This is a genomic window from Rhodoplanes sp. Z2-YC6860, from assembly GCF_001579845.1.
Lineage (GTDB): Bacteria > Pseudomonadota > Alphaproteobacteria > Rhizobiales > Xanthobacteraceae > Z2-YC6860.
Window position 1 is genome coordinate 5904499 of sequence record NZ_CP007440.1, and the last position, 17743, is coordinate 5922241.

The window sequence follows — 17743 nt, forward strand, 5'->3', positions numbered from 1 at the left end:
TGTCCCGGCCATCCCGCTTAGGGAGGCACTGTGCTCACCCAATCGAGATGCCCGCGACAAGCGCGGGCATGACAGCGGAGTTTGTTGCTCAGCGCTTGCCCGACAACACCTGTCCAAGCCACCGCGGATCGAGCCGGTCGAGATCGCGCGACATCGCGACGATCTCGCCGCAGGTCTTGTCGCCGCCCCGCGGCGCAAGCTCCTGGATAAACCGCGCCTCGTGCTCGGCGGCGGTGAAGGGCTGCGAGGGGCTTCCCTTCGGCGCCGGCACCAGCATCGAAAACTTGCGCCCGTCACGCAGTACCACCGAGACCCGCGCCGCGGTGGAAAGCTCGTTGCTCGCGGCCTCGACCTCGTCGTCGAGCGCAATCGTGGTGCGCTCCTCGATGTCGTGAAGTCTCTTGTCCTTCAATCCAGCCTTATAGTCCGGAATGCCCAACGTGGTGATACCGCCTGGCGCAAGCGGAACCTTCGCAGCCAGCGCCACGCTGAACGGCAGGCACATCTGCGCGGCTTGCAAGTCCACCGGATGTGGATTGGTCAATCGCCCCTGGATGATCTTCGGGATGCCCAGCGCCATGCTGGCGATGTCGTTGCTGCCGAATCCGTGCTGCTCGCGGAGGACCAGCATGGCGTCGATGCCGGCCGCGACGCGGGCCGCAGCGGCATGCGACTTCACCAGCACGTCCATCAGATGGAAGCGCTGGCCCAGCCCCTCCTCGATCACCGCCGGATTGAAGCCGTCCGCATAGGCGCGGGCGAAGCCGCCCTGCCCTTCGATGATATCGTTGGGTCCGCTATAGCCCTGCTCGGCGAGCAACGCCGCGGCGACGCCGCCCTCGGCGGCATGCGCGGCGTGAATGCGCTTCGCCGAGCCGCCCGAATAGTAGAATTGCGCGAGCCCGCCAGCGTGGCCGCCGGCGATGCCCAACGCGTCGGCGATCTTCTGCGCCGCGTCCTTGCCACGGAACAGCAGCCGCCCCGACGCCGCCGCGGTGCCGAAACCGTCGCAGGTGCCTGTGCTCTGGAAGCCGCGCTTGAAATGGCCGGGCTGCACCGACAACCCGATGCGGATGATCGTTTCGTAAGCCGCAACGACCGCGGCCAGCACGTCGGGACCCGATGCGCCGGTGTGCTCGCCGACCGCAAGCGCCGCCGACCAAGCAGCGACCCCGGGATGCAGCATGGCGCCGACGTGGGTGTCGTCGCCATCGAAGCTCGAACCGAAGGTGACGTTGAGGAATGTCGCGTGCTGCGGATTGACCGTCTCGGCCTCGAACAGCACATGCGAATTTCCGGCGCGGCCGACCAGCCCGACATAACGCCGCGACCAGTCGCTCCACGGCAGCCGCGCGCCGATCGAGCAGACGCGGAGGTGATCCAGAAACAGCCAGCCGAGCTTCCGCCGCACCTCGTCGGGCAAAGTCCTGGCGTCGAACCCGGCCGCAAAGGACGCCAGCGCTCGCGTGGATTGATGTTGCGCGATCGCCATCACTGCACCGTCTTGAACAGGTCGGCGAGGTTGCCGTACTTCACGAAATCGCGCTCCATCACCTGGCGGAACTCATCAGGCTTGCTTGCCACGACCTCGGAACCGCTGCTCGCGAGATTGTCGGTCACGGGCTTCTCCGCCATCGCGGCGCGGACCGCGCCCGAAAGCTTGTCCATCGTGGGCGCGGGCAGCCCGGCCGGCGCCACCATGCCGATCCACGACACCGCCTCGTAGCCCGGCACGCCCGCCTCGGCCACGGTCGGCACCTCCGGCAGCGCCTTCGAACGATCGAGGCTGCCGACTGCAAGCGCGCGCAGCACGCCGCCGCGAATATGCGGAATGAGCCCCGCCATGAAGCCCCACATGGCCGGCACCTGGTTCGAGACCACCGCCTGGATGGCAAGCCCGGTGCCCTGGAACGGCACGTGGGTGATCTTCAGCCCGGTCATGCGGTTGAAGATCTCGCCCGCGAGATGATTGGGGCCGCCGACGCCGGACGACGCGTAGAACAACTCGCCGGGCTTCGAGCGCGCCAGCGCCATGAACTCCTGCAGGCTCTGCACCGGCAGCGACGGATGCACCACCAGCATCACGGTGTTGCGGGTGAGCAACGACACCGGCGCGAAGTCCTTCAGCGGGTCATAGCCGATCGACTGGCCGATATGCGGCGCGATCACCAGCGAGGATTCGGTCGAGACCAGCAGGGTGTGGCCGTCCGGATCGGACTTCGCCACCACGCCGGTGCCGATGCGTCCCGCGGCGCCGGCGCGGTTCTCGACCACGATAGATTGGCCGAGCGACGCCTGCATGTAAGGCGAAATGAGCCGCGACACGATGTCGGCGCCGCCGCCCGGCGCGAACGGCACGATGATGCGCACCGGATGCGTCGGATAGGCCTGCGCCCGCGCGCGTCCCGGCAGCGCGACGGCCGCTGCCAATCCACCGACAACGCCTCGCCGCGTGATCATTCGGCGGCCTTTGCCTTGGCGGCGTCGGCCTCGCGCATGAAGGCGAGCGCATGCTGCGCGCAAATGTCCGGCTCGACCGCCGCGATGTGATAACTGTCGCCCGGCATGACGATCACGCGCGACACCGGAATTTTCGCCGCGTAGCGCTCGACCGCCTCGACAGTCTGCAAGCCGCTCTCCTGTGTGGTGACGATCAGCGTCGGCGCGGCGATGCGCGACAACTCTTTTTCCAGCTCCATGTCGATCCGCGAAGCCGACGCGTTGAACGCCGCACGGCCTGACGTCTTGCCCATCAGTTCGTCGGCCCACCATTTCAGCTGCGCCTCGGACGCCGAGTTCCCGAGCCGCGCGCGCATGGTCTCGGCGGCCCAGCGATGCACGCCCTTGGTGCGAATGAGGTCGGCATTGCCGCTGCCGCTACCGCGCACCGGCGAGCCGAACAGGCAGAGCGAGCGCAGCCGCGACGGCTGATCGATGGCCAGTCGCATGCAAGCCGAGCCGCCATACTTCGCGCCGATCAGATGACAGCGCTCGATCTGCAGCGCGTCGAGGAAGCGTCCGATGTCGGCAGCAAGCTCGGCCGCCGTCCAGCCGTATTCGACTGGCTCAGGCGACGAGCCGAAACCCGGGAGGTCGGGACGAATGACACGGTAGTGCCTCGATAGATGCGGCACCCAGCAGGTCCAGGCGCGCGAGGATTCTGAATTGCCGTGGATCATCACCACCGGCTCGGGCGCGGCCCACGGCTCGCCGAACCAGTGGTCCTCGTAAGCGATCGTCACGCCGGGACGCACTTCAACCTTGTTCATGACGTCACGCCCTAACCCGCTCCACCACACTTTGCCACCGTTTTATGCACGCGGGAATGCGCCGCACGGATTCCGCCGAATGGCGCTTGTGCAAGGCCGTCGCTGCTTCCTACAATCCCGGCAATTAAAAAACAGCGCGCCGCAACGGTGTGCCGCAGGGAGGAATGTAATGCGTCGATTGGGCGGCGTCTTGCTTTGGCTTGTCTGCGCAGTGCTGCTGGCAAGCCCTGCTTCCGCACAGGGCACCTATCCTAACCGTCCGATCCGCGTGCTGATCCCTTATGCGCCCGGCGGGCTCACCGATGTGGTGGCCCGATACTACGGCGATTATCTGCGCAAAACGCAGGGCCAGACCGTGCTGGTCGAGAACAAGCCCGGCGCCTCCGGCATCATCGCCATCGAGGAATTGGCCCGCGCCAAGCCCGATGGCTACACCATCATGGTCGGCAACATCTCGACCAATTGCCTGACGCCGGTGCTGCTCGCCAAGCGCATGCGCATCGATTACGACAAGGATGTGCAGATCATCGCGCGGCTCGCCGATACGCCGGTGTTCTTCATGGCGACGACGGTAAACTTTCCGCCGAAGACCTTCGCCGAGTTCGTCGATTACGCGAAAGCGCATCCCGATGAGGTGCGCTACGCCAGCGCCGGCGTCGGCGCCTATCAGCACGTCAACACCGAGATCCTGGCGAAGCGCGCCGGCGGGCTGAAGCTCGTCCACATTCCGTTCAAGGACGGCGGCCCGGGCATCCTGAAAGATATCGCCGGCGGCGACACCCAGGTGTCGTGGTTCAACGTCTCCAACTCGGTCGGCATGATCAAAGCCGGCCGGGTGCGCCCGCTCGCGGTCGCGGCCGATGCACGGCTGCCGGCCTGGCCGGACGTGCCGACCATCGCCGAGGTCGGCTTTCCAGGCTTCCGCCCGTCGCAATGGTCGGCGGCCTTTGCGCCGGCCGGCGTGCCGCGCGAGATCATCGACAAGCTGCACGCGGCGTTCACGGAAGCCGCACGCACGCCCGAACTGAAAGCGATCTTCGAGAAAAGCGGCATGTTCGCGCCGGTCGACAAGACCGCCGAAGATGCGCGCGCGTGGCTCAAGAACGAGATGGAAACCTGGCGGCGCGACATCGCCGATGCGGGCGTGAAGGTGGACAGCGAGTGATTTGCCACCGCTGCAGAAGCCAACCCCGCCTCATCCTGAGAAGCCCGCCACAAGCGCGTTTACGCGCGTCTTCGACGCGCTATGGCGGGCGTCTCGAAGGATGGGGCGGCCTCGTCCTTCGAGACGCATCGCTTCGCGATGCTCCGCAGGATGAGGCAGGGCTGTCGGCACGCCGGATTGAAAGAAAAGGGATAGGAAATTGAAAATCGGAATCATGCACGGCGACGACATCGGCCTGGAAGTCGTTCCCGAAGCCGTGAAGGTGATGAAAGCTGCGGCGGCCAAGACCGGGCTCGCCATCGAATGGCACGAGCTGCTGATCGGAAAGGCCGGCCACGAGAAATACGGCGACACGCTGCCCAAGATCACCGAGGACACGCTGCGCACCCTCGACGGCTGGTTCATGGGCCCGATCGGCCATGGTGCCTATCCGCGCGGCGACATGACCTGGGTGATGCCGCCGATCCGCAAGAAGTTCGATCTGTTCACCGCACTGCGGCCGTCGCTGTCGCATCCGACCATTCCGTCGATCCACAAGAACGTCGACATCGCGTTCTTCCGCGAGCTCACGGAGGGCATGCTTTATTCGGAGACGGTCGTCGCCGGCTTGCCCGAGTTCCGGCCGAACGACGACATCACCATCTCGTCGCGCGTGATCACCCGCAAGGGCTCGAACCGAGTCGCGCGCGAAGCGTTCGAATTGGCGCGCACGCGGCCGCGCAAGAAGGTCACCGCCGCACACAAGGAACCGGTCTATCGGCTGGCCTGCGGCATGTTCGCCGAGGAGTGCCGCAAGGTCGCGAAGGAATATCCGGACGTCGCCTATGACGAGATGATGATCGACTCGATCGCCATGAAGCTCGTCACCGATCCGCAGCGCTTCGACGTGGTCGTCACCACCAACCAGTTCGGCGATATCCTGACCGACATCGGCGCGGGCCTGGTCGGAGGCTTGGGTCTCGCGCCGGGCCTGTGCATCGGCGAGAAGCAGGCGATGGCACAGGCGACGCACGGCTCGGCGCCCGACATCTCAGGCCAGAACATCGCCAATCCCTACGCCATGATCGTGTCGGGCCAAATGCTGATGGGCTGGCTTGGTCGGAAGCATAAGAACGACAAGGCTATCGCTGCGTCCGACTTGATGCTCAAGGCGGTGACCAAGGTTCTGGCCGACGGCAAGGCGCTGACGCGCGATCTCGGCGGCAAGGCGAGCACGACCGAAATGGGAGACGCCATCGTCGCGGCGCTCTGACCAAACAACGACAAGAATTCAACGGGAGGACGGCAATGAAAGGGGTACTGACCAGAACCGCGATTGTGCTTGGCCTCCTTGCTGTGGCGCCGGCGGTGGCCTCGGCGGAGGTTTGGCAGCCAACGCGGTCGATCAAGATGATCTGCCCGTTTCCGGCCGGCGGCGGCACCGATCTCATTGCCCGCCTTGCCGCAAAAGGCCTGAGCGACCGGCTCGGCCAGCAGGTCTATGTCGAGAATCGCGGCGGCGCCAACGGCGCGATCGGCGTGCAGCAACTGATGCAATCGGACCCCGACGGCTACACCATCGGCGCCATTTCCGACGGGCCGATGATCGTCAATCCGGCGCTCTATCCCAACAACCCGTATCAGCCGCTGCGCGACTTCATCGCGGTCGGCCAGATGATCAAATTTCCGTCGCTGCTGACCGCGAACCCATCGACCGGCATCAAGACCGTGGCCGATATGATCAAGGCCGCGAAGGAAAAGCCAGGCGCGCTGAACTTCTCGTCGGGCGGCATCGGCAATTTCAGTCACATGGGACTTGAGCTCCTGGCGATTCAAGCGGGCATCAAACTCACCCACGTGCCCTATCGCGGGGTCGGGCCCGCGACCACCGCGGTGCTCGGTGGCGAGGTCCAGCTCATGTACAACAACGTCGCCACCGCGATCGAGCATGTGCGCGGCGGCAAGCTCAACGCGCTCGGTGTCGGCGAACCCAAGCGCATCGAAGGCCTGCCGGACATTCCGGCCATTGCAGAGACGGTTCCGGGATTCGAGATGGCAGCCTGGGTCGGTATCTTCGTGCCGGTCAAAACGCCGCAGCCGATCGTGGACCGGCTCACCAAGGAAACCGCAGCCTTCCTCGAAGACCCGGAGACCAAGAAATACTTCCAGCAGCAATTCATCGTCGCGGCCTACAAGAACCCCGAGCAGTTCCAGAAATACATCAAAGTCGAGCTCGACCGCTGGGCCGACGTGGTCAAGACCGCAGGCATCAAGGGCGAATAGGAATCACTCATGTACGATCTGCATCTGTCACCTGAACAGTTGGAGTTTCGCGACACGGTGCGAAGCTTCGTCAATGACGAGGTCAAGCCGGTGACGCTCAAGGCCGACCGGCTCGATCTCGCCGATCGCACCTTGCCTGCCGACGTCCTTCGCAAGGCCTCGCAGATGGGACTACGCACGATCGCGCTTCCCGAGGATCTGGGCGGCGTCGGCGCGGACGCGCTGACCTGCTGCATCGTGATCGAGGAGCTTGCCGTCGGCGACACCGACCTGGCCGCAGTGCTCGCCGAAACCGCTGCGCTGTCGCTGCGGCTGTTTCCGGCGATGACGCCGGAGCAAGGCGACCGCTTCCTGCAGAAATTCCTGGAAGATGACGACCATCACCTCGCCTGCGCGGAGCGCGAGCCCGATGCCGAGACGGCGCTGGGCATCAACTACCACCGGCCGGGCAGCGTCGAGCGACGCGTCACGACCACCGCGACGCGCAACGGCAACGAGTTCATCATCAACGGCGTCAAGGACCATGTCGCCAATGCCACCGTCGCCAAGCTGATCGCGGTCGAAGCGCAGACCGACAAGGGCCCGGCGCTGATCCTGGTGCCGCGCGACACGCCCGGTCTGAGCGTCAGCGCGCAGCCCGGGCCGCGCTGGTTTCATGGCGACCGCGGCCGGATCGAGCTGAAGGATTGCCGCGTGCCGGCGGGCAATCTGCTCACGTTGGGCGGCGCGCCGGACGCGGGCCGCGCCATTCCGTTTCGTGAGGCTGTCAACATCGGCATCGGGCGCGCCGCCCATGAGGCCGCCGTGGACTATTCGCAGCTTCGCGTGCAGGGCGGCCGCCCGATCGCCGAGCACCAGGCGATCGGCACCAAGCTTGCCGACATCGCGATCCGGCTCGACGTCGCCCGCTCCGTCGTGTGGCGCGCCGCCTGGGCGGCGGATCATGCCGATGCCTTCGCCGACCGGAGCTTGCCAAACCTGCCGCTCACGACCATCGCCAAGGTCTACACGACCGAGGCGATCTATCGCGCCACCAAGGACGCCGCCGAATGCTTCGGCGCCATGGGCGTGATGCGCGACATGCCGCTGCAGAAGTACATCCACGACGCCCGCGTCTGCCTCTACTCCGGCGATGGCGCGGCCGACGACCGGCTGCGCATCGCCGAAGCCGTCACCCAATTTCGGCGCGGCGCGCCGATGCTCGCTGCCGAATAAGAGGTGTGACCATGGATTTTTCACTGAGCAACGAACAGCGCTCCTGGCAGATGCAGGCCCGCAAATTCGCCCAGGAGGAGATCAAGCCGATTGCGCTCGATCTCGACGAAGCACCGGACGCCCACGGCACCTTCAACTGGGACATCGTCGAGAAGGGATCGAAGCTCGGCTTCCGCACGCTGGCGGTGCCGAAGGAATACGGCGGCGAAGGCACCGACTACGTGACCCAGGCGCTGGTCATGGCGGAGCTCGCCCGCGGCGACAGCGCGATCTCCAAGACCTTCAGCCAGAACTGGAAGTGGAGCCATCTGATCGCGCAGGCCTGCAATCCCGAACAGAAGGAGCGGTTTCTCCGGCCGTTCGTCGCCGATCACCGATTTCTGCTCGGCAAGGGCATCACCGAGCCGACCGCGGGCTCCGACAACCGCATGCCGCCGAGCGACGCGCCGAAAGCCGGCCTGAAGCTCCGCGCCGAGCGCCAGGGCGATGACTGGATCTTGAATGGCGAGAAATGCTTCATCGCCAATGCGCCAGTCGGCAAGCTGTTCTTCATCGACGCGCGCACCGATCCGAACGCGCCGCTGCGCCAGGGCACCACGATGTTCCTGGTGCCGCGCGACACGCCGGGCTTCCGCATCGGCAAGGTGTTCAACAAAAGCGGCTGGCGGTTCTATCGCAACGGCGAGATGATCTTCGAGAACGCCCGCGTGCCGCACGCCAACGTGGTCGGCCACGTCAACAACTCCGACATGAAGACGCAAGCCGCGGGCGATCGCACCGGCGGCGACATCTTCGGCGATCTCGAATTGGCCGCGAATGCGCTCGGCGTCTGCGACGATGCATGTGAGTCCGCGATGAAGCACGCCAAGACCGCGACGCAAGGCGGCAAGCCGCTGTTCGATCAGCAACTGGTGCAGCTCAAGATCAACAAGATGCACATGTGGACCGAGGCGCTGCGGTCATTGGTCATGCGGGTGGCCTGGGAGCACGACCACAAGGTCCATTCGGCCAATGCCGGACTTGCGATGAATCTTTCGACCGACGTGATCCAGGAGGTCACGGAGCTGAACCTGGAGATTCACGTCGGGGCCGGCGGAAATGCGCTGCGTCACGCCGAAAAGCTCGTGCGCGACGGCTTCATCTGGAGCCATCTCGCCGGCGACACCGTGCAGCGGCTCAAGGTCGCGGCGCGGTTGGCCAAGATGGCGGCGCATTAGCATCTCGTGCACAGCGCTTGCCCATCGTTGGCATTGACGCATCCACACACTCCGCTGTAACCCCCGCGCTTGACGCGGGGGTCCATACGGTGTCACAGCCGAGAACAATCTTACGATTGCATTCGCTGCGCCCGCTCATGGATTGCCGGGTCAAGCCCGGCAATGACACCTGTGGTGTTGCACCAGGAGTGGCAACAACAGGGACAAACCATGGATACAAAAGACCTCGCCGACAAAGGCCTCAAGCTCCGCAAGGAGCTGTTCGGCGAAGCCGCCGTCGCACAACGCATGAACGCATTCGGCGAATTCGGCGAGCCGCTGCAGCACATCATCAACGCTTACGCCTATGGCGACGTCTGGAGCCGGCCCGGACTCTCACTCGGCGTCAAGAGCCTGGCCATGATCGCGATGATGGCCGCGGCCAACCGTCCGGCGGAGCTGCGCGTGCATTTGAAGGGCGCGCTGAAGAACGGCTGCTCGCCCGAGGAAATCCGCGAGATCCTACTGCTGGTCGCGCTGTACTGCGGCATCCCCGCTGCCAACGAGGCCCACCGCGCTGCCATGGACGTCCTCAAGGAGGAGAAGGCCCTCTAGCCGCCTGCCTGGCCCATTGGGACGGCCTCCCATCCCAGCTAGGATGGGCGTGCAAGCACTCGTCAATGCACGCCTGCAAACCCTTAGTACAAACTCTTGGGAGGCTGGAAATGGCGAAGAAGCAGCAAGGCGGCGTCTACCGCATCGTCGATGTGGTCGGTGTCAGCAAGACATCGTGGGAGGATGCCGGACGCCGCGCGGTGGAAACCGCCGCACACTCGCTTCGCGATCTGCGGATCGCCGAGGTCACGAAGATGGACATGACGGTGGAAGACGGCAAGGTCGCGGCGTTCCGCACCCGCGTGGCGCTGTCGTTCAAGTACGAGAGCTGATTCAGAGTACCGTAGCACGCACTCTCTCCCGGCCTCACCCTGAGGAGCGTTGCGTAGCAACGCGTCTCGAAGGGCGAGGCCGCCCCCATCCTTCGAGACGCGGTCCTGTGGACCGCTCCTCAGGATGAGGGCGGAGAGAGTGTCGCTCGCGGCTAAATCTTGATCTTCTCGTCCTCGAGCACGCGGCCGACCGCGGGCCGTTTGGTCATGCGGTCCTTGAACGCCGTGTAGTTCTTGAGCTCGCCCATCGGCAGCTCACGGCGAACGCCCCAGGTGTAGAACACGAAGCCATAGGGATCGAGCACCGAATACGAATCGCCGAGCCACTCCCGGCCGGCGAGCATGCCGTCGATCTGCTTCAGGTAGCCGTGGAAGGTCTTGAGCCCCTGCTCCTTGATGCCGGGGAACGCCGACTGGTCGGCCGTATAGCGCTCGGGCCGCCCGACATGGGCGTGGGCCGGATGCACGCTCGCCGCAAAGAAGCCGATCAGCGACAGCGCTTTTGCTTCGGCCGCGGCGTCCTTCGGCCAGGCGCCGAAGCGCTTGCCGAGATAGGGCAGGATCGCGGTGTTCTCGGAAAGATAGTCGCCGTTGTCGAGTTGCAGCAGAGGCACGCGGCCCTGCGGATTCATCTTGATGTACGCCTCGCTGCGCTGCTCGCCCTTGGCGAGATCCATCTTCTTCGGCTCGTATTTCTCGCCGCTCTCCTCCAGCACGATGTGCGAAGCCATCGAGCAAGCGCCCGGACCGTAAAACAGCGTCAGCATGACAACACCTTTCCCTAGACAGACGTTCCAACCCGGCCGCGATCAAACGCGGCGGCTCCCACAAGGTCAAGTCACGGCCCGGTGACGTCTTCGAATCTCCTCGACGATGATGCTGTTGTCGCGCTCGGCCTCGCCCGCGCGAACGCAAGACTCCAGCACGTCGCAATGCACGCGCAGCATCGGCAGCTCCTGGCCGAGCTGCTCGGCCTGATCGAGCATCATGTGCACGTCCTTCAGCGTCTGCTTGACGCGGCCCTCGGGCGCGAAATCCCGTGCCAGCATCTTCGGGCCTTTGGTGCCCATGACTTGCGACTGTGACGCCGAGCCCTGGGCCACCGCGAGAAACGCCTTCGGATCGAGCGCCATGCGCTCGGCAAAGGTCAGCCCCTCGGCCAGCGCCATGCGGTTGAGCCCGAGAATGAGATTGACCGCGAGCTTGGCGCGGCCGCCATCGCCGGCCTTGCCGATGTGGAAGCGTCGCGGAAACAGCGCGTCGAGCACAGCTTTGGCATCGTCCGCGGTCTTCGGATCGCCGCCGATGAGACCGACACCGTCACCGACCCGCACCTGCTCGCTGGTGCCGGACACCGGCGTTTCGAGAAAGCGGATGTTGGTGCCCTTGAGACGCTCGCCCAAAGCCTGGATGCGATCGGGATCGCAGGTGCTGGTGCAGAGCACGACCGTGCCGGCCTTGGCGACCGGCAGCAGCGCCTTCTCGCACACCTCCTCCACCTGGTCGGTGTTGAACACAGCGAGCGCGATCGTGTCGCAATCCGCGACATCGGCCGGCGACGACGCGGCCTGCCCGCCCCGCGCGGCGAGCTTGGCGTTCTTGGCAGGATCGACATCGTAGCCTTTGACGCCGAAGCGCGCGGCCATCAGACGGCCCGCCAGCACCTCGCCCATCAGGCCGAGCCCGATCACGCCCACGGTTTTCTTGCTCATCCCGGCACCTTCACTCCATCACGGTCACCCGGTTGCCATGTCAGCGTGAATGCCGGACATTGGCAACGCCAAAGTCCGGGGGAATGCTTTCACATGATCAATGCCGCCGTCATCGGCCTCGGACGCTGGGGCAAATCCCTCGTCACCGCCGTACAAGGCAAAAGCCAGCGCATCCGCTTCGTTCATGGCGTCAGCAAGGAGCCGGACGACGTCCGCGCCTTCGCCGCGCAACACGGCTTCCGGCTCTCGACCGAACTCGACGACGCGATCGCCAATCCCGAGGTCCAGGCCGTGTTTCTCGCGACGCCCCACTCGCTCCATGTCGAGCAGGTGCGCGCTGTCGCCCGCGCCGGAAAGCCGGTGTGGTGCGAGAAGCCGTTGGCGCTGACACGGGCCGAGGCTGCCCGCGCGGTCTCGGCCTGCCGCGACGCCAAGGTCGTGCTCGGCAGCGGCAACAACAAGCGCTGCTTTGCCTCGATGCGCGAGCTGAAGAAGCTCGTCACGAGCGGCGCGCTCGGCGACATCATCCATATCGAGGCGCATTACTCGAACGAGCATTCGACCCGCACGGTCGCCGGCGGCTGGCGCGACGATCCGAACGAGTCGCCCGGCGGCGGCCTGACCGGCGCAGGCCTCCACATCCTCGACGCGCTGATCAATCTCGGCGGCCCGATGCGCAGCGTCGACGCCAAGCTCTACGAGCAGAAGCCGCCGCCCGACCCACGGGATTGCCTCGCCGTGCTGGCGCAGTTCACCTCCGGCGCGACCGGCACCATGGCCACGGTCCGCGCCGCGCCGAACATCTGGCGGGTCCACGTGTTCGGCTCCAAGGGCATGGCCGAGGCCCGCGACGAAGACCAGCTCACCGTCAGCATGATCGGCGGCGCGCCCGCGCAGACCCACACCTACGAGCATGTCGACTCGCTGAAGGCTCTGGCCGAGTCCTTCGCCGATGCCGTCGAGGGTCGCGGCCCGTTCCTGGTCTCCCCCGACGAAATGCTGGCCCTGATTGGCGCCTTTGAAGCCATCCTGACATCGCTTAAAGTCGGCGGCCCAGCGCAAATTCCCGCCTAGCTTCAGCACAGGTTACAAGAATGAACGACGTCTCTACCGCCAAACCGCTGTCCGGCCTGGACGAGGTCCGCGCCCGCTTTCTCAATCTGCATGAGATCGTGCTGGCGGCACGCGCCAAGCTCGACCGCAACTATTGGGACTACCTGATCGGCGGCGCCGAGACCGAAACCACGCTGCGCCGCAATCGGCTGGCCATCGACTCGCTGGCGTTCCGGCCGCGCATCCTGCGCAACGTCAATTCAACCGACACCAGCGCGACCTTCCTCAAGCGCAAGTTCGCGATGCCGGTGGCGCTTGCCCCAATCGGCAGCATCGAGCGCTTCGATCCCGCCGCGACCGCCGCCGTCGCCAATGCGGCGGGCTCGTTCGGCATTCCGATGTTCCAGAGCTCGGTGTCGAAGCCCGAGTTGGAGGAGACCGCCAAGGAAGTCCCCGAAGGGCTGAAAATCTTCCAGCTCTACGTGCGCGGCGACCAGGCCTGGGTCGAGGCGATCTTCGACCGCGCCGTGGCCGCGGGCTTCGGGGCGCTCTGCCTCACGGTCGACACGCATCACTACAGCCGCCGCGAACGCGACATCTCCAAACGCTATTCCGCGGCCTCGGCGCGCACCTCCGAGCACTCGCAGTTCCAGAGCTCGCTCGACTGGGCGCAATTCGACAAAATTCGCAAGCGCTACAAACAGCCGCTGATCGTCAAGGGCATCGCCACCGCGGAGGACGCCAAGCTCGCGGTCGAGCACGGCGTCGACGTGATCTATGTGTCGAACCATGGCGGCCGGCAGCTCGATCAGGGGCTCGGCACCATCGACATGCTGCCGGAGATCGTGGCCGCGGTGCACGGCTGCGCCGAGATCATCGTCGACGGCGGCTTCTGCCGGGGCACCGACGTGATCAAGGCCATCGCGCTCGGCGCCGACATGGTTTGCGTCGGTAGGCTTTACGCCTATGGCATGGCGGCCGCCGGCCGCGACGGCATCTATCGGGTGCTCGAGCTTTTGCAGGACGAAATGATCCGCTGCATGGGGCTCGCGGGCGTGAACAAGCTCGGCGAACTCGATCCATCCTATGTGCGCGCCGCGCCTCCGGTGCGCCCGCCGCACGTGCTGAGCGCGTTCCCCTTTATCGAGGCGCCGGACGACAAGTATTACTGAGCCGCTGCTTGCGTAACCCTGTAGGGTGGGCAAAGCCGCGAAGCGGCGTGCCCACGTTCTTTACGCCAAACAAGAAACGCGTGGGCGCGGCGCTTCGCGCCTTCGCCCACCCTACGGCACTGCTACAAGCAGCCGACGCGCCTGTGAACGCGACGAAGCCGGCAACCGTCACGGCTTGACGATATCTGCCGTGATCAAAATGACAGCGTCCGTTCCATCGTTGCGATGCCAATGCACCGTCGTGCCGGGCTCGCCTGTCGTATCGCCGGGTTTGAACGTCTGCGACGTGCCGTCATCGCGGATGACGGTGTCCGTGCCTTGCATAAAGTAAACGACGGCGGGCCGCTCCTTGTGGCTGTGCAGACCGATGTGTCCGCCCGGCTCGATCGTCAGCACCCGCAGCCGCAGTTGACGCCCGTTCATTCCCGGAAACTCAGGACTCAAATCCACGATGGTGGCTTTGCTCGACGTAAAGCCCTTGTTTTCTTTTGGCGCGTCGGCCGCATGGGCTTGCAGCGCAAAGCAGATCGCAACGCAAGTTACCGCATGAATCAGTCTCATGTTGCCCCCCAAGTCTGAACGCTTGAAAAACGGAGCTTATTACTTCCCAAGCAGCAAGCGTAGGGGGCAAGCCGCGAAGCGGCATGCCCATGTCTTTGCTCCGAGCAGGAACGCGGGTGGGCGCGGCGCTAACGCGCCTTCGCCCACCCTACAAGAGCGCCTATTTCCCGAGCAGCACCAGCGAGATCGCCGGAATATAGGTGATCAGCATCAGGCCGATGAAGTTGATCAGCAGGAACGGCATCACGCCACGATAGATGTTGCTGAGCGGCGTCTGGAACACCGCCTGCGAGGCGAACAGGTTCAATCCGAACGGCGGCGTGTACATGCCGATGCTGAGATTGACCGTCATCACGATGCCGAAGTGGATCGGATTCATCCCGACCGCCTGAATGAGCGGCAGCAGCAGCGGCGTCAGGATCAGGATCGCGGCCGGCGGCTCGAGGAAGCTGCCCATGATCAACAGAATGACGTTGATCGAAAGCAGCAGCGCCCAGGGCGGCAGGTGCAGCGACTGGACGTGCGCGACGATCGCCTGCGGCATGCCGCTGGTGGTGAGCAGCCACGAATAGAGGCCCGCCACCGTCACGATCATCAGGATCTGCGCGATCAGGAACACCGAGCTGTTGATGATGTTCCACAGCTTGGGAAAATCGACCTCGCGATGCACCACCATGGTGACGAACAGCGAGTAGATCACCGCGACGCCCGCGGCTTCGGTCGGTGTGAACACGCCGCCGTAGATGCCGCCGAAGATCACGATGATCGTGCCGAGCGACCAACTCGCCTCCTTGGTGGTGGCCCAGATTGCCTCCCAGCGCGCGCGTGCCGTCAGCGGCAGGCGCTTCGCCCAGGCGTAGCCCATCACGTAGGCCGCGTCGATAAAGCCAATCAGCAGGCTCGGCAGGATGCCGGCGGTGAACAGCGCCACCGCCGACTGCTGCGCCGACACCGAATAGAGAATCATGGCGATCGACGGCGGGATCACCACCGCGATCGCACCCGACGAAGCGATCAGGCCGACCGAGAAGCGCTCGTTGTAGCCATTCTCGCGGAGCGACGGATAGATCATGCGGCCGACCGCGATCACGGTGCCGACCGCGGTGTGCGCCATCGCGCCGAACAACTCGGAAGCTGCAACGGTGGTCACCGCCACCGAGCCGCGGATGCCACCGATCAGCGACACCACCCAGGCGACGATGCGCCGCGCAATGCCGCCTTGGGCCATGATCTCGCCGGCGAAGACAAAGAACGGCACCGCCAGCAGCGGGAAATTGTCGAGCCCGCCGAACAGATAGGTCTGCACGGCTTCCGTCGGCACATCGGCAATGAACAGCACCGCGACGAGGCATGTCACGAGCAGCACGAGAAAGATCGGCAGCCCGAAAATGAGCAGGATCGCGGGCAACACGAAATAGACGAAAACTGCACTCATCGATGGATCGCTCTGCGCATCATTGCTCGCCGGCCATCAATGACCGACCGTGTCCGAAGGCGCGCGGTCGCCTCCGGTGATCAGGCGGATGATTACCAGCAGCGCCATCAGGAACAGTCCGATCGGCACGAGCGCCTGCGGAATGACCATCGGAAACTCGGCGGACTGGCTGCGCTGATCGAAGGCCCAGAGATCGCGGATCACCGGCCAGGCGAACCACACGATGATGAGCGCGACCGCGATGAAGATCAGCTCGGACAAAAGCTCGAAAAACTTTTGCAGCGACGGCGGCATCATCCCGACGATGACGTCCATGCGGAGCTGCCGGCCCGACCAGGCGACCACGCCGTTGCCGAAGAACACGCAGCCGACCATCAGGAACAGCATGATCTCCTCGGCCCAGAAGATCGAGTCGCCAAAGAAGTAGCGTCCTACGACGTTTGCGAAGTTCAGCAGGACGCTGGCAACCAGCAGGACGCCGGCAAGGATCCGGAGGACGGCAACGAGCCCACGCGCGCCCCGTAGAAGATTGTCGATCATTTAGACGCCTGCGGTTGATCCGCCTCCTCGTCTTGATGGCCATCCACCTGAAAGTGCGCCGCCACCACGCGGATGGCGGCAATCCCCGCAGCGTCTTAGTTGGCCTTTGCCTTGGCCTCGAACAGCGCCTTGACGGTCTGGTTGAGGCCTGGCTTCGATTTCGACATATCGTCGCCGATCGTCGATATCTTGGCGATCATCGCATCATGCTCGGCCTTGGGCAGCTTGATGGTTTCGCCACCCTTGTCCTTCCAGACTTTGTTTTGCGCGGCCCAGAACTCCTTGACGAAGGGGTTGAAATCCTTGGTGACCTTCTCGCCGTCATCAAAAACCACCTTCTGCAAATCAGCCGGCAGAGTGTCGAGCCAGCGCTTGCTCACCATGGCGATCGAATTGACGAACGGCTGCTCGGTTTCGATCACGTTCTTGGCCGTGTCGTAGTAGTGCATGGTCGTGTAGATGATGAGGCTCGTCAAAGTGCCGTCGATGGTGCCTTGCTGCAGACCCGGCAGCACGTCGGCCAACGTCATGGCGATCGGCGAAGCGTCCATCCTGCGGATCAATTCGAGCTGGAACGGCGACGCCAGCACGCGGATTTTCTGGCCCTTGAGTTCGGAGAGTTGCTTCGTCGGCTTCTTGGTCAGAATCGACGACGGCGACATGGTCGCAAAGCCGAAACCCTGAAGTCCCTTCGCCGCTCCGAGCCCATAGACCATCTTCTTGGTGTCCGGATTGGACATCACACGCATGACCTGGTCATGATCGGTGAACAGCCCCGGCGCGGTCATCGCCTCGAAGCGCTCGTCGACACCGACCAGGAATTCCGGCGGGCCCATCCAGGCCTGGATCGAGCCAAATTGCGTGCCTTCGATCTGGCGCGGAATCGAGCCGAGCTGGCTCGCCGGATAGATTTCCGGCTTGATCCGTCCGTTGGAGTCCTTCTCGACCATCGCGGCAAAACGCTTCAGCCACTCGTGCTGCGTATCGTTGATGGTTGCGGTCGACAGCTTCATGACGAAAACCTTGTCGGCCTGCGCTTGCGCGGCAGAGCCAGACAAAGCCACCGCCCCGGCGGCCAGGACGGCGCCGAGCGTCGACAGCAGAATATTACGGATACCCATTCGAAAACCTCCCCTCAGTTCATAAAAGCATCGCATAGGGTCACCATACCTGACCAGTCCCCGCGCCCAAGGCGCGGCCGTCATAACGTCGCGGA

At 64.6% G+C, this 17743-nt stretch carries 18 protein-coding genes; 9 read left to right on the forward strand and 9 right to left on the reverse strand.

Annotated elements, in window-relative coordinates; all coding sequences use genetic code 11:
* Positions 1-88 precede the first annotated feature (88 nt).
* The 3 genes from RHPLAN_RS27860 to RHPLAN_RS27870 are packed head-to-tail and all read right to left on the reverse strand — an operon-like array spanning position 89 to position 3269.
* Complete coding sequence (locus RHPLAN_RS27860; protein WP_068025131.1) at positions 89-1492, reverse strand: MmgE/PrpD family protein; 1404 nt, start codon at positions 1490-1492, stop codon at positions 89-91.
* Positions 1492-2460 carry a Bug family tripartite tricarboxylate transporter substrate binding protein gene (locus tag RHPLAN_RS27865; protein WP_084245669.1) on the reverse strand — a complete coding sequence of 323 codons (969 nt, stop codon included), beginning with the start codon at positions 2458-2460 and terminating at the stop codon, positions 1492-1494. The genes RHPLAN_RS27860 and RHPLAN_RS27865 overlap by 1 nt, the downstream gene beginning before the upstream one ends.
* On the reverse strand, positions 2457-3269 hold the full coding sequence (locus tag RHPLAN_RS27870) for an alpha/beta fold hydrolase (RefSeq protein ID WP_068025134.1): 813 nt from the start codon (positions 3267-3269) through the stop codon (positions 2457-2459). The genes RHPLAN_RS27865 and RHPLAN_RS27870 overlap by 4 nt, the downstream gene beginning before the upstream one ends.
* A 169-nt stretch (positions 3270-3438) precedes the next feature.
* Here RHPLAN_RS27870 and RHPLAN_RS27875 point away from each other — a divergent pair, with 169 nt between their 5' ends.
* The 7 genes from RHPLAN_RS27875 to RHPLAN_RS27905 all read left to right on the forward strand — a co-directional run bounded on the left by RHPLAN_RS27875 (position 3439) and on the right by RHPLAN_RS27905 (position 10054).
* Positions 3439-4434: a Bug family tripartite tricarboxylate transporter substrate binding protein gene (locus tag RHPLAN_RS27875; RefSeq protein ID WP_198164527.1), complete on the forward strand. Its 996-nt coding sequence runs from the start codon at positions 3439-3441 to the stop codon at positions 4432-4434.
* A 199-nt stretch (positions 4435-4633) separates the two neighbouring features.
* On the forward strand, positions 4634-5686 hold the full coding sequence (locus tag RHPLAN_RS27880) for an isocitrate/isopropylmalate dehydrogenase family protein (RefSeq protein ID WP_068025139.1): 1053 nt from the start codon (positions 4634-4636) through the stop codon (positions 5684-5686).
* A gap of 35 nt (positions 5687-5721) precedes the next feature.
* On the forward strand, positions 5722-6696 hold the full coding sequence (locus RHPLAN_RS27885; protein WP_068025142.1) for a Bug family tripartite tricarboxylate transporter substrate binding protein: 975 nt from the start codon (positions 5722-5724) through the stop codon (positions 6694-6696).
* Between the two features lie 9 nt (positions 6697-6705).
* On the forward strand, positions 6706-7911 hold the full coding sequence (locus RHPLAN_RS27890) for an acyl-CoA dehydrogenase family protein (protein WP_068025145.1): 1206 nt from the start codon (positions 6706-6708) through the stop codon (positions 7909-7911).
* A gap of 11 nt (positions 7912-7922) precedes the next feature.
* A complete protein-coding gene (locus RHPLAN_RS27895; RefSeq protein ID WP_068025148.1) occupies positions 7923-9128 on the forward strand; it encodes an acyl-CoA dehydrogenase family protein in 1206 nt (401 codons plus the stop codon).
* Between the two features lie 210 nt (positions 9129-9338).
* Positions 9339-9722, forward strand: a complete 384-nt coding sequence (locus RHPLAN_RS27900) for a carboxymuconolactone decarboxylase family protein (protein ID WP_068025151.1) — start codon at positions 9339-9341, stop codon at positions 9720-9722.
* Between the two features lie 110 nt (positions 9723-9832).
* The gene (locus RHPLAN_RS27905; protein ID WP_068025154.1) at positions 9833-10054 is read left to right on the forward strand and encodes a dodecin family protein; all 222 of its coding nucleotides are present in this window, start codon (positions 9833-9835) and stop codon (positions 10052-10054) included.
* 152 nt (positions 10055-10206) lie between these two features.
* Here RHPLAN_RS27905 and RHPLAN_RS27910 read toward each other — a convergent pair whose 3' ends face one another.
* Together RHPLAN_RS27910 and RHPLAN_RS27915 are read right to left on the reverse strand one after the other, a co-directional pair.
* Positions 10207-10821 carry a glutathione S-transferase family protein gene (locus tag RHPLAN_RS27910; RefSeq protein WP_068025159.1) on the reverse strand — a complete coding sequence of 205 codons (615 nt, stop codon included), beginning with the start codon at positions 10819-10821 and terminating at the stop codon, positions 10207-10209.
* A 66-nt stretch (positions 10822-10887) separates the two neighbouring features.
* Positions 10888-11766, reverse strand: a complete 879-nt coding sequence (locus RHPLAN_RS27915) for an NAD(P)-dependent oxidoreductase (protein WP_068025162.1) — start codon at positions 11764-11766, stop codon at positions 10888-10890.
* 93 nt (positions 11767-11859) lie between these two features.
* On the opposite strand from RHPLAN_RS27915, the gene RHPLAN_RS27920 reads away from it, so the two are divergent.
* Both RHPLAN_RS27920 and RHPLAN_RS27925 read left to right on the forward strand, forming a co-directional pair.
* The gene (locus RHPLAN_RS27920) at positions 11860-12840 is read left to right on the forward strand and encodes a Gfo/Idh/MocA family protein (protein WP_068025164.1); all 981 of its coding nucleotides are present in this window, start codon (positions 11860-11862) and stop codon (positions 12838-12840) included.
* A 20-nt stretch (positions 12841-12860) separates the two neighbouring features.
* The gene (locus RHPLAN_RS27925) at positions 12861-13991 is read left to right on the forward strand and encodes an alpha-hydroxy acid oxidase (protein WP_068025167.1); all 1131 of its coding nucleotides are present in this window, start codon (positions 12861-12863) and stop codon (positions 13989-13991) included.
* A gap of 168 nt (positions 13992-14159) precedes the next feature.
* On the opposite strand, the gene RHPLAN_RS27930 is transcribed toward RHPLAN_RS27925, so the two are convergent.
* From RHPLAN_RS27930 to RHPLAN_RS27945, 4 genes are all read right to left on the reverse strand, one after another.
* Positions 14160-14552, reverse strand: coding sequence for a cupin domain-containing protein (locus tag RHPLAN_RS27930; protein ID WP_084245677.1), 393 nt, complete (start codon positions 14550-14552; stop codon positions 14160-14162).
* Between the two features lie 160 nt (positions 14553-14712).
* Positions 14713-15987, reverse strand: a complete 1275-nt coding sequence (locus RHPLAN_RS27935) for a TRAP transporter large permease (RefSeq protein WP_068025171.1) — start codon at positions 15985-15987, stop codon at positions 14713-14715.
* A 36-nt stretch (positions 15988-16023) separates the two neighbouring features.
* A complete protein-coding gene (locus RHPLAN_RS27940) occupies positions 16024-16527 on the reverse strand; it encodes a TRAP transporter small permease (RefSeq protein WP_068025173.1) in 504 nt (167 codons plus the stop codon).
* Between the two features lie 95 nt (positions 16528-16622).
* Positions 16623-17648 (reverse strand): TRAP transporter substrate-binding protein, encoded by a 1026-nt coding sequence (locus tag RHPLAN_RS27945; RefSeq protein ID WP_068025176.1) that lies wholly within the window; start codon positions 17646-17648, stop codon positions 16623-16625.
* Positions 17649-17743: the final 95 nt, after the last annotated feature.

Coding starts and splice junctions, on each gene's coding strand:
- RHPLAN_RS27860 (WP_068025131.1), bottom strand. CDS start 1,492: ATGGCGATCGCGCAACATCAATCCACGCGAGCGCTGGCGTCCTTTGCG.
- RHPLAN_RS27865 (WP_084245669.1), bottom strand. CDS start 2,460: ATGATCACGCGGCGAGGCGTTGTCGGTGGATTGGCAGCGGCCGTCGCG.
- RHPLAN_RS27870 (WP_068025134.1), bottom strand. CDS start 3,269: ATGAACAAGGTTGAAGTGCGTCCCGGCGTGACGATCGCTTACGAGGAC.
- RHPLAN_RS27875 (WP_198164527.1), top strand. CDS start 3,439: ATGCGTCGATTGGGCGGCGTCTTGCTTTGGCTTGTCTGCGCAGTGCTG.
- RHPLAN_RS27885 (WP_068025142.1), top strand. CDS start 5,722: ATGAAAGGGGTACTGACCAGAACCGCGATTGTGCTTGGCCTCCTTGCT.
- RHPLAN_RS27890 (WP_068025145.1), top strand. CDS start 6,706: ATGTACGATCTGCATCTGTCACCTGAACAGTTGGAGTTTCGCGACACG.
- RHPLAN_RS27895 (WP_068025148.1), top strand. CDS start 7,923: ATGGATTTTTCACTGAGCAACGAACAGCGCTCCTGGCAGATGCAGGCC.
- RHPLAN_RS27900 (WP_068025151.1), top strand. CDS start 9,339: ATGGATACAAAAGACCTCGCCGACAAAGGCCTCAAGCTCCGCAAGGAG.
- RHPLAN_RS27905 (WP_068025154.1), top strand. CDS start 9,833: ATGGCGAAGAAGCAGCAAGGCGGCGTCTACCGCATCGTCGATGTGGTC.
- RHPLAN_RS27910 (WP_068025159.1), bottom strand. CDS start 10,821: ATGCTGACGCTGTTTTACGGTCCGGGCGCTTGCTCGATGGCTTCGCAC.
- RHPLAN_RS27915 (WP_068025162.1), bottom strand. CDS start 11,766: ATGAGCAAGAAAACCGTGGGCGTGATCGGGCTCGGCCTGATGGGCGAG.
- RHPLAN_RS27920 (WP_068025164.1), top strand. CDS start 11,860: ATGATCAATGCCGCCGTCATCGGCCTCGGACGCTGGGGCAAATCCCTC.
- RHPLAN_RS27925 (WP_068025167.1), top strand. CDS start 12,861: ATGAACGACGTCTCTACCGCCAAACCGCTGTCCGGCCTGGACGAGGTC.
- RHPLAN_RS27930 (WP_084245677.1), bottom strand. CDS start 14,552: ATGAGACTGATTCATGCGGTAACTTGCGTTGCGATCTGCTTTGCGCTG.
- RHPLAN_RS27935 (WP_068025171.1), bottom strand. CDS start 15,987: ATGAGTGCAGTTTTCGTCTATTTCGTGTTGCCCGCGATCCTGCTCATT.
- RHPLAN_RS27940 (WP_068025173.1), bottom strand. CDS start 16,527: ATGATCGACAATCTTCTACGGGGCGCGCGTGGGCTCGTTGCCGTCCTC.
- RHPLAN_RS27945 (WP_068025176.1), bottom strand. CDS start 17,648: ATGGGTATCCGTAATATTCTGCTGTCGACGCTCGGCGCCGTCCTGGCC.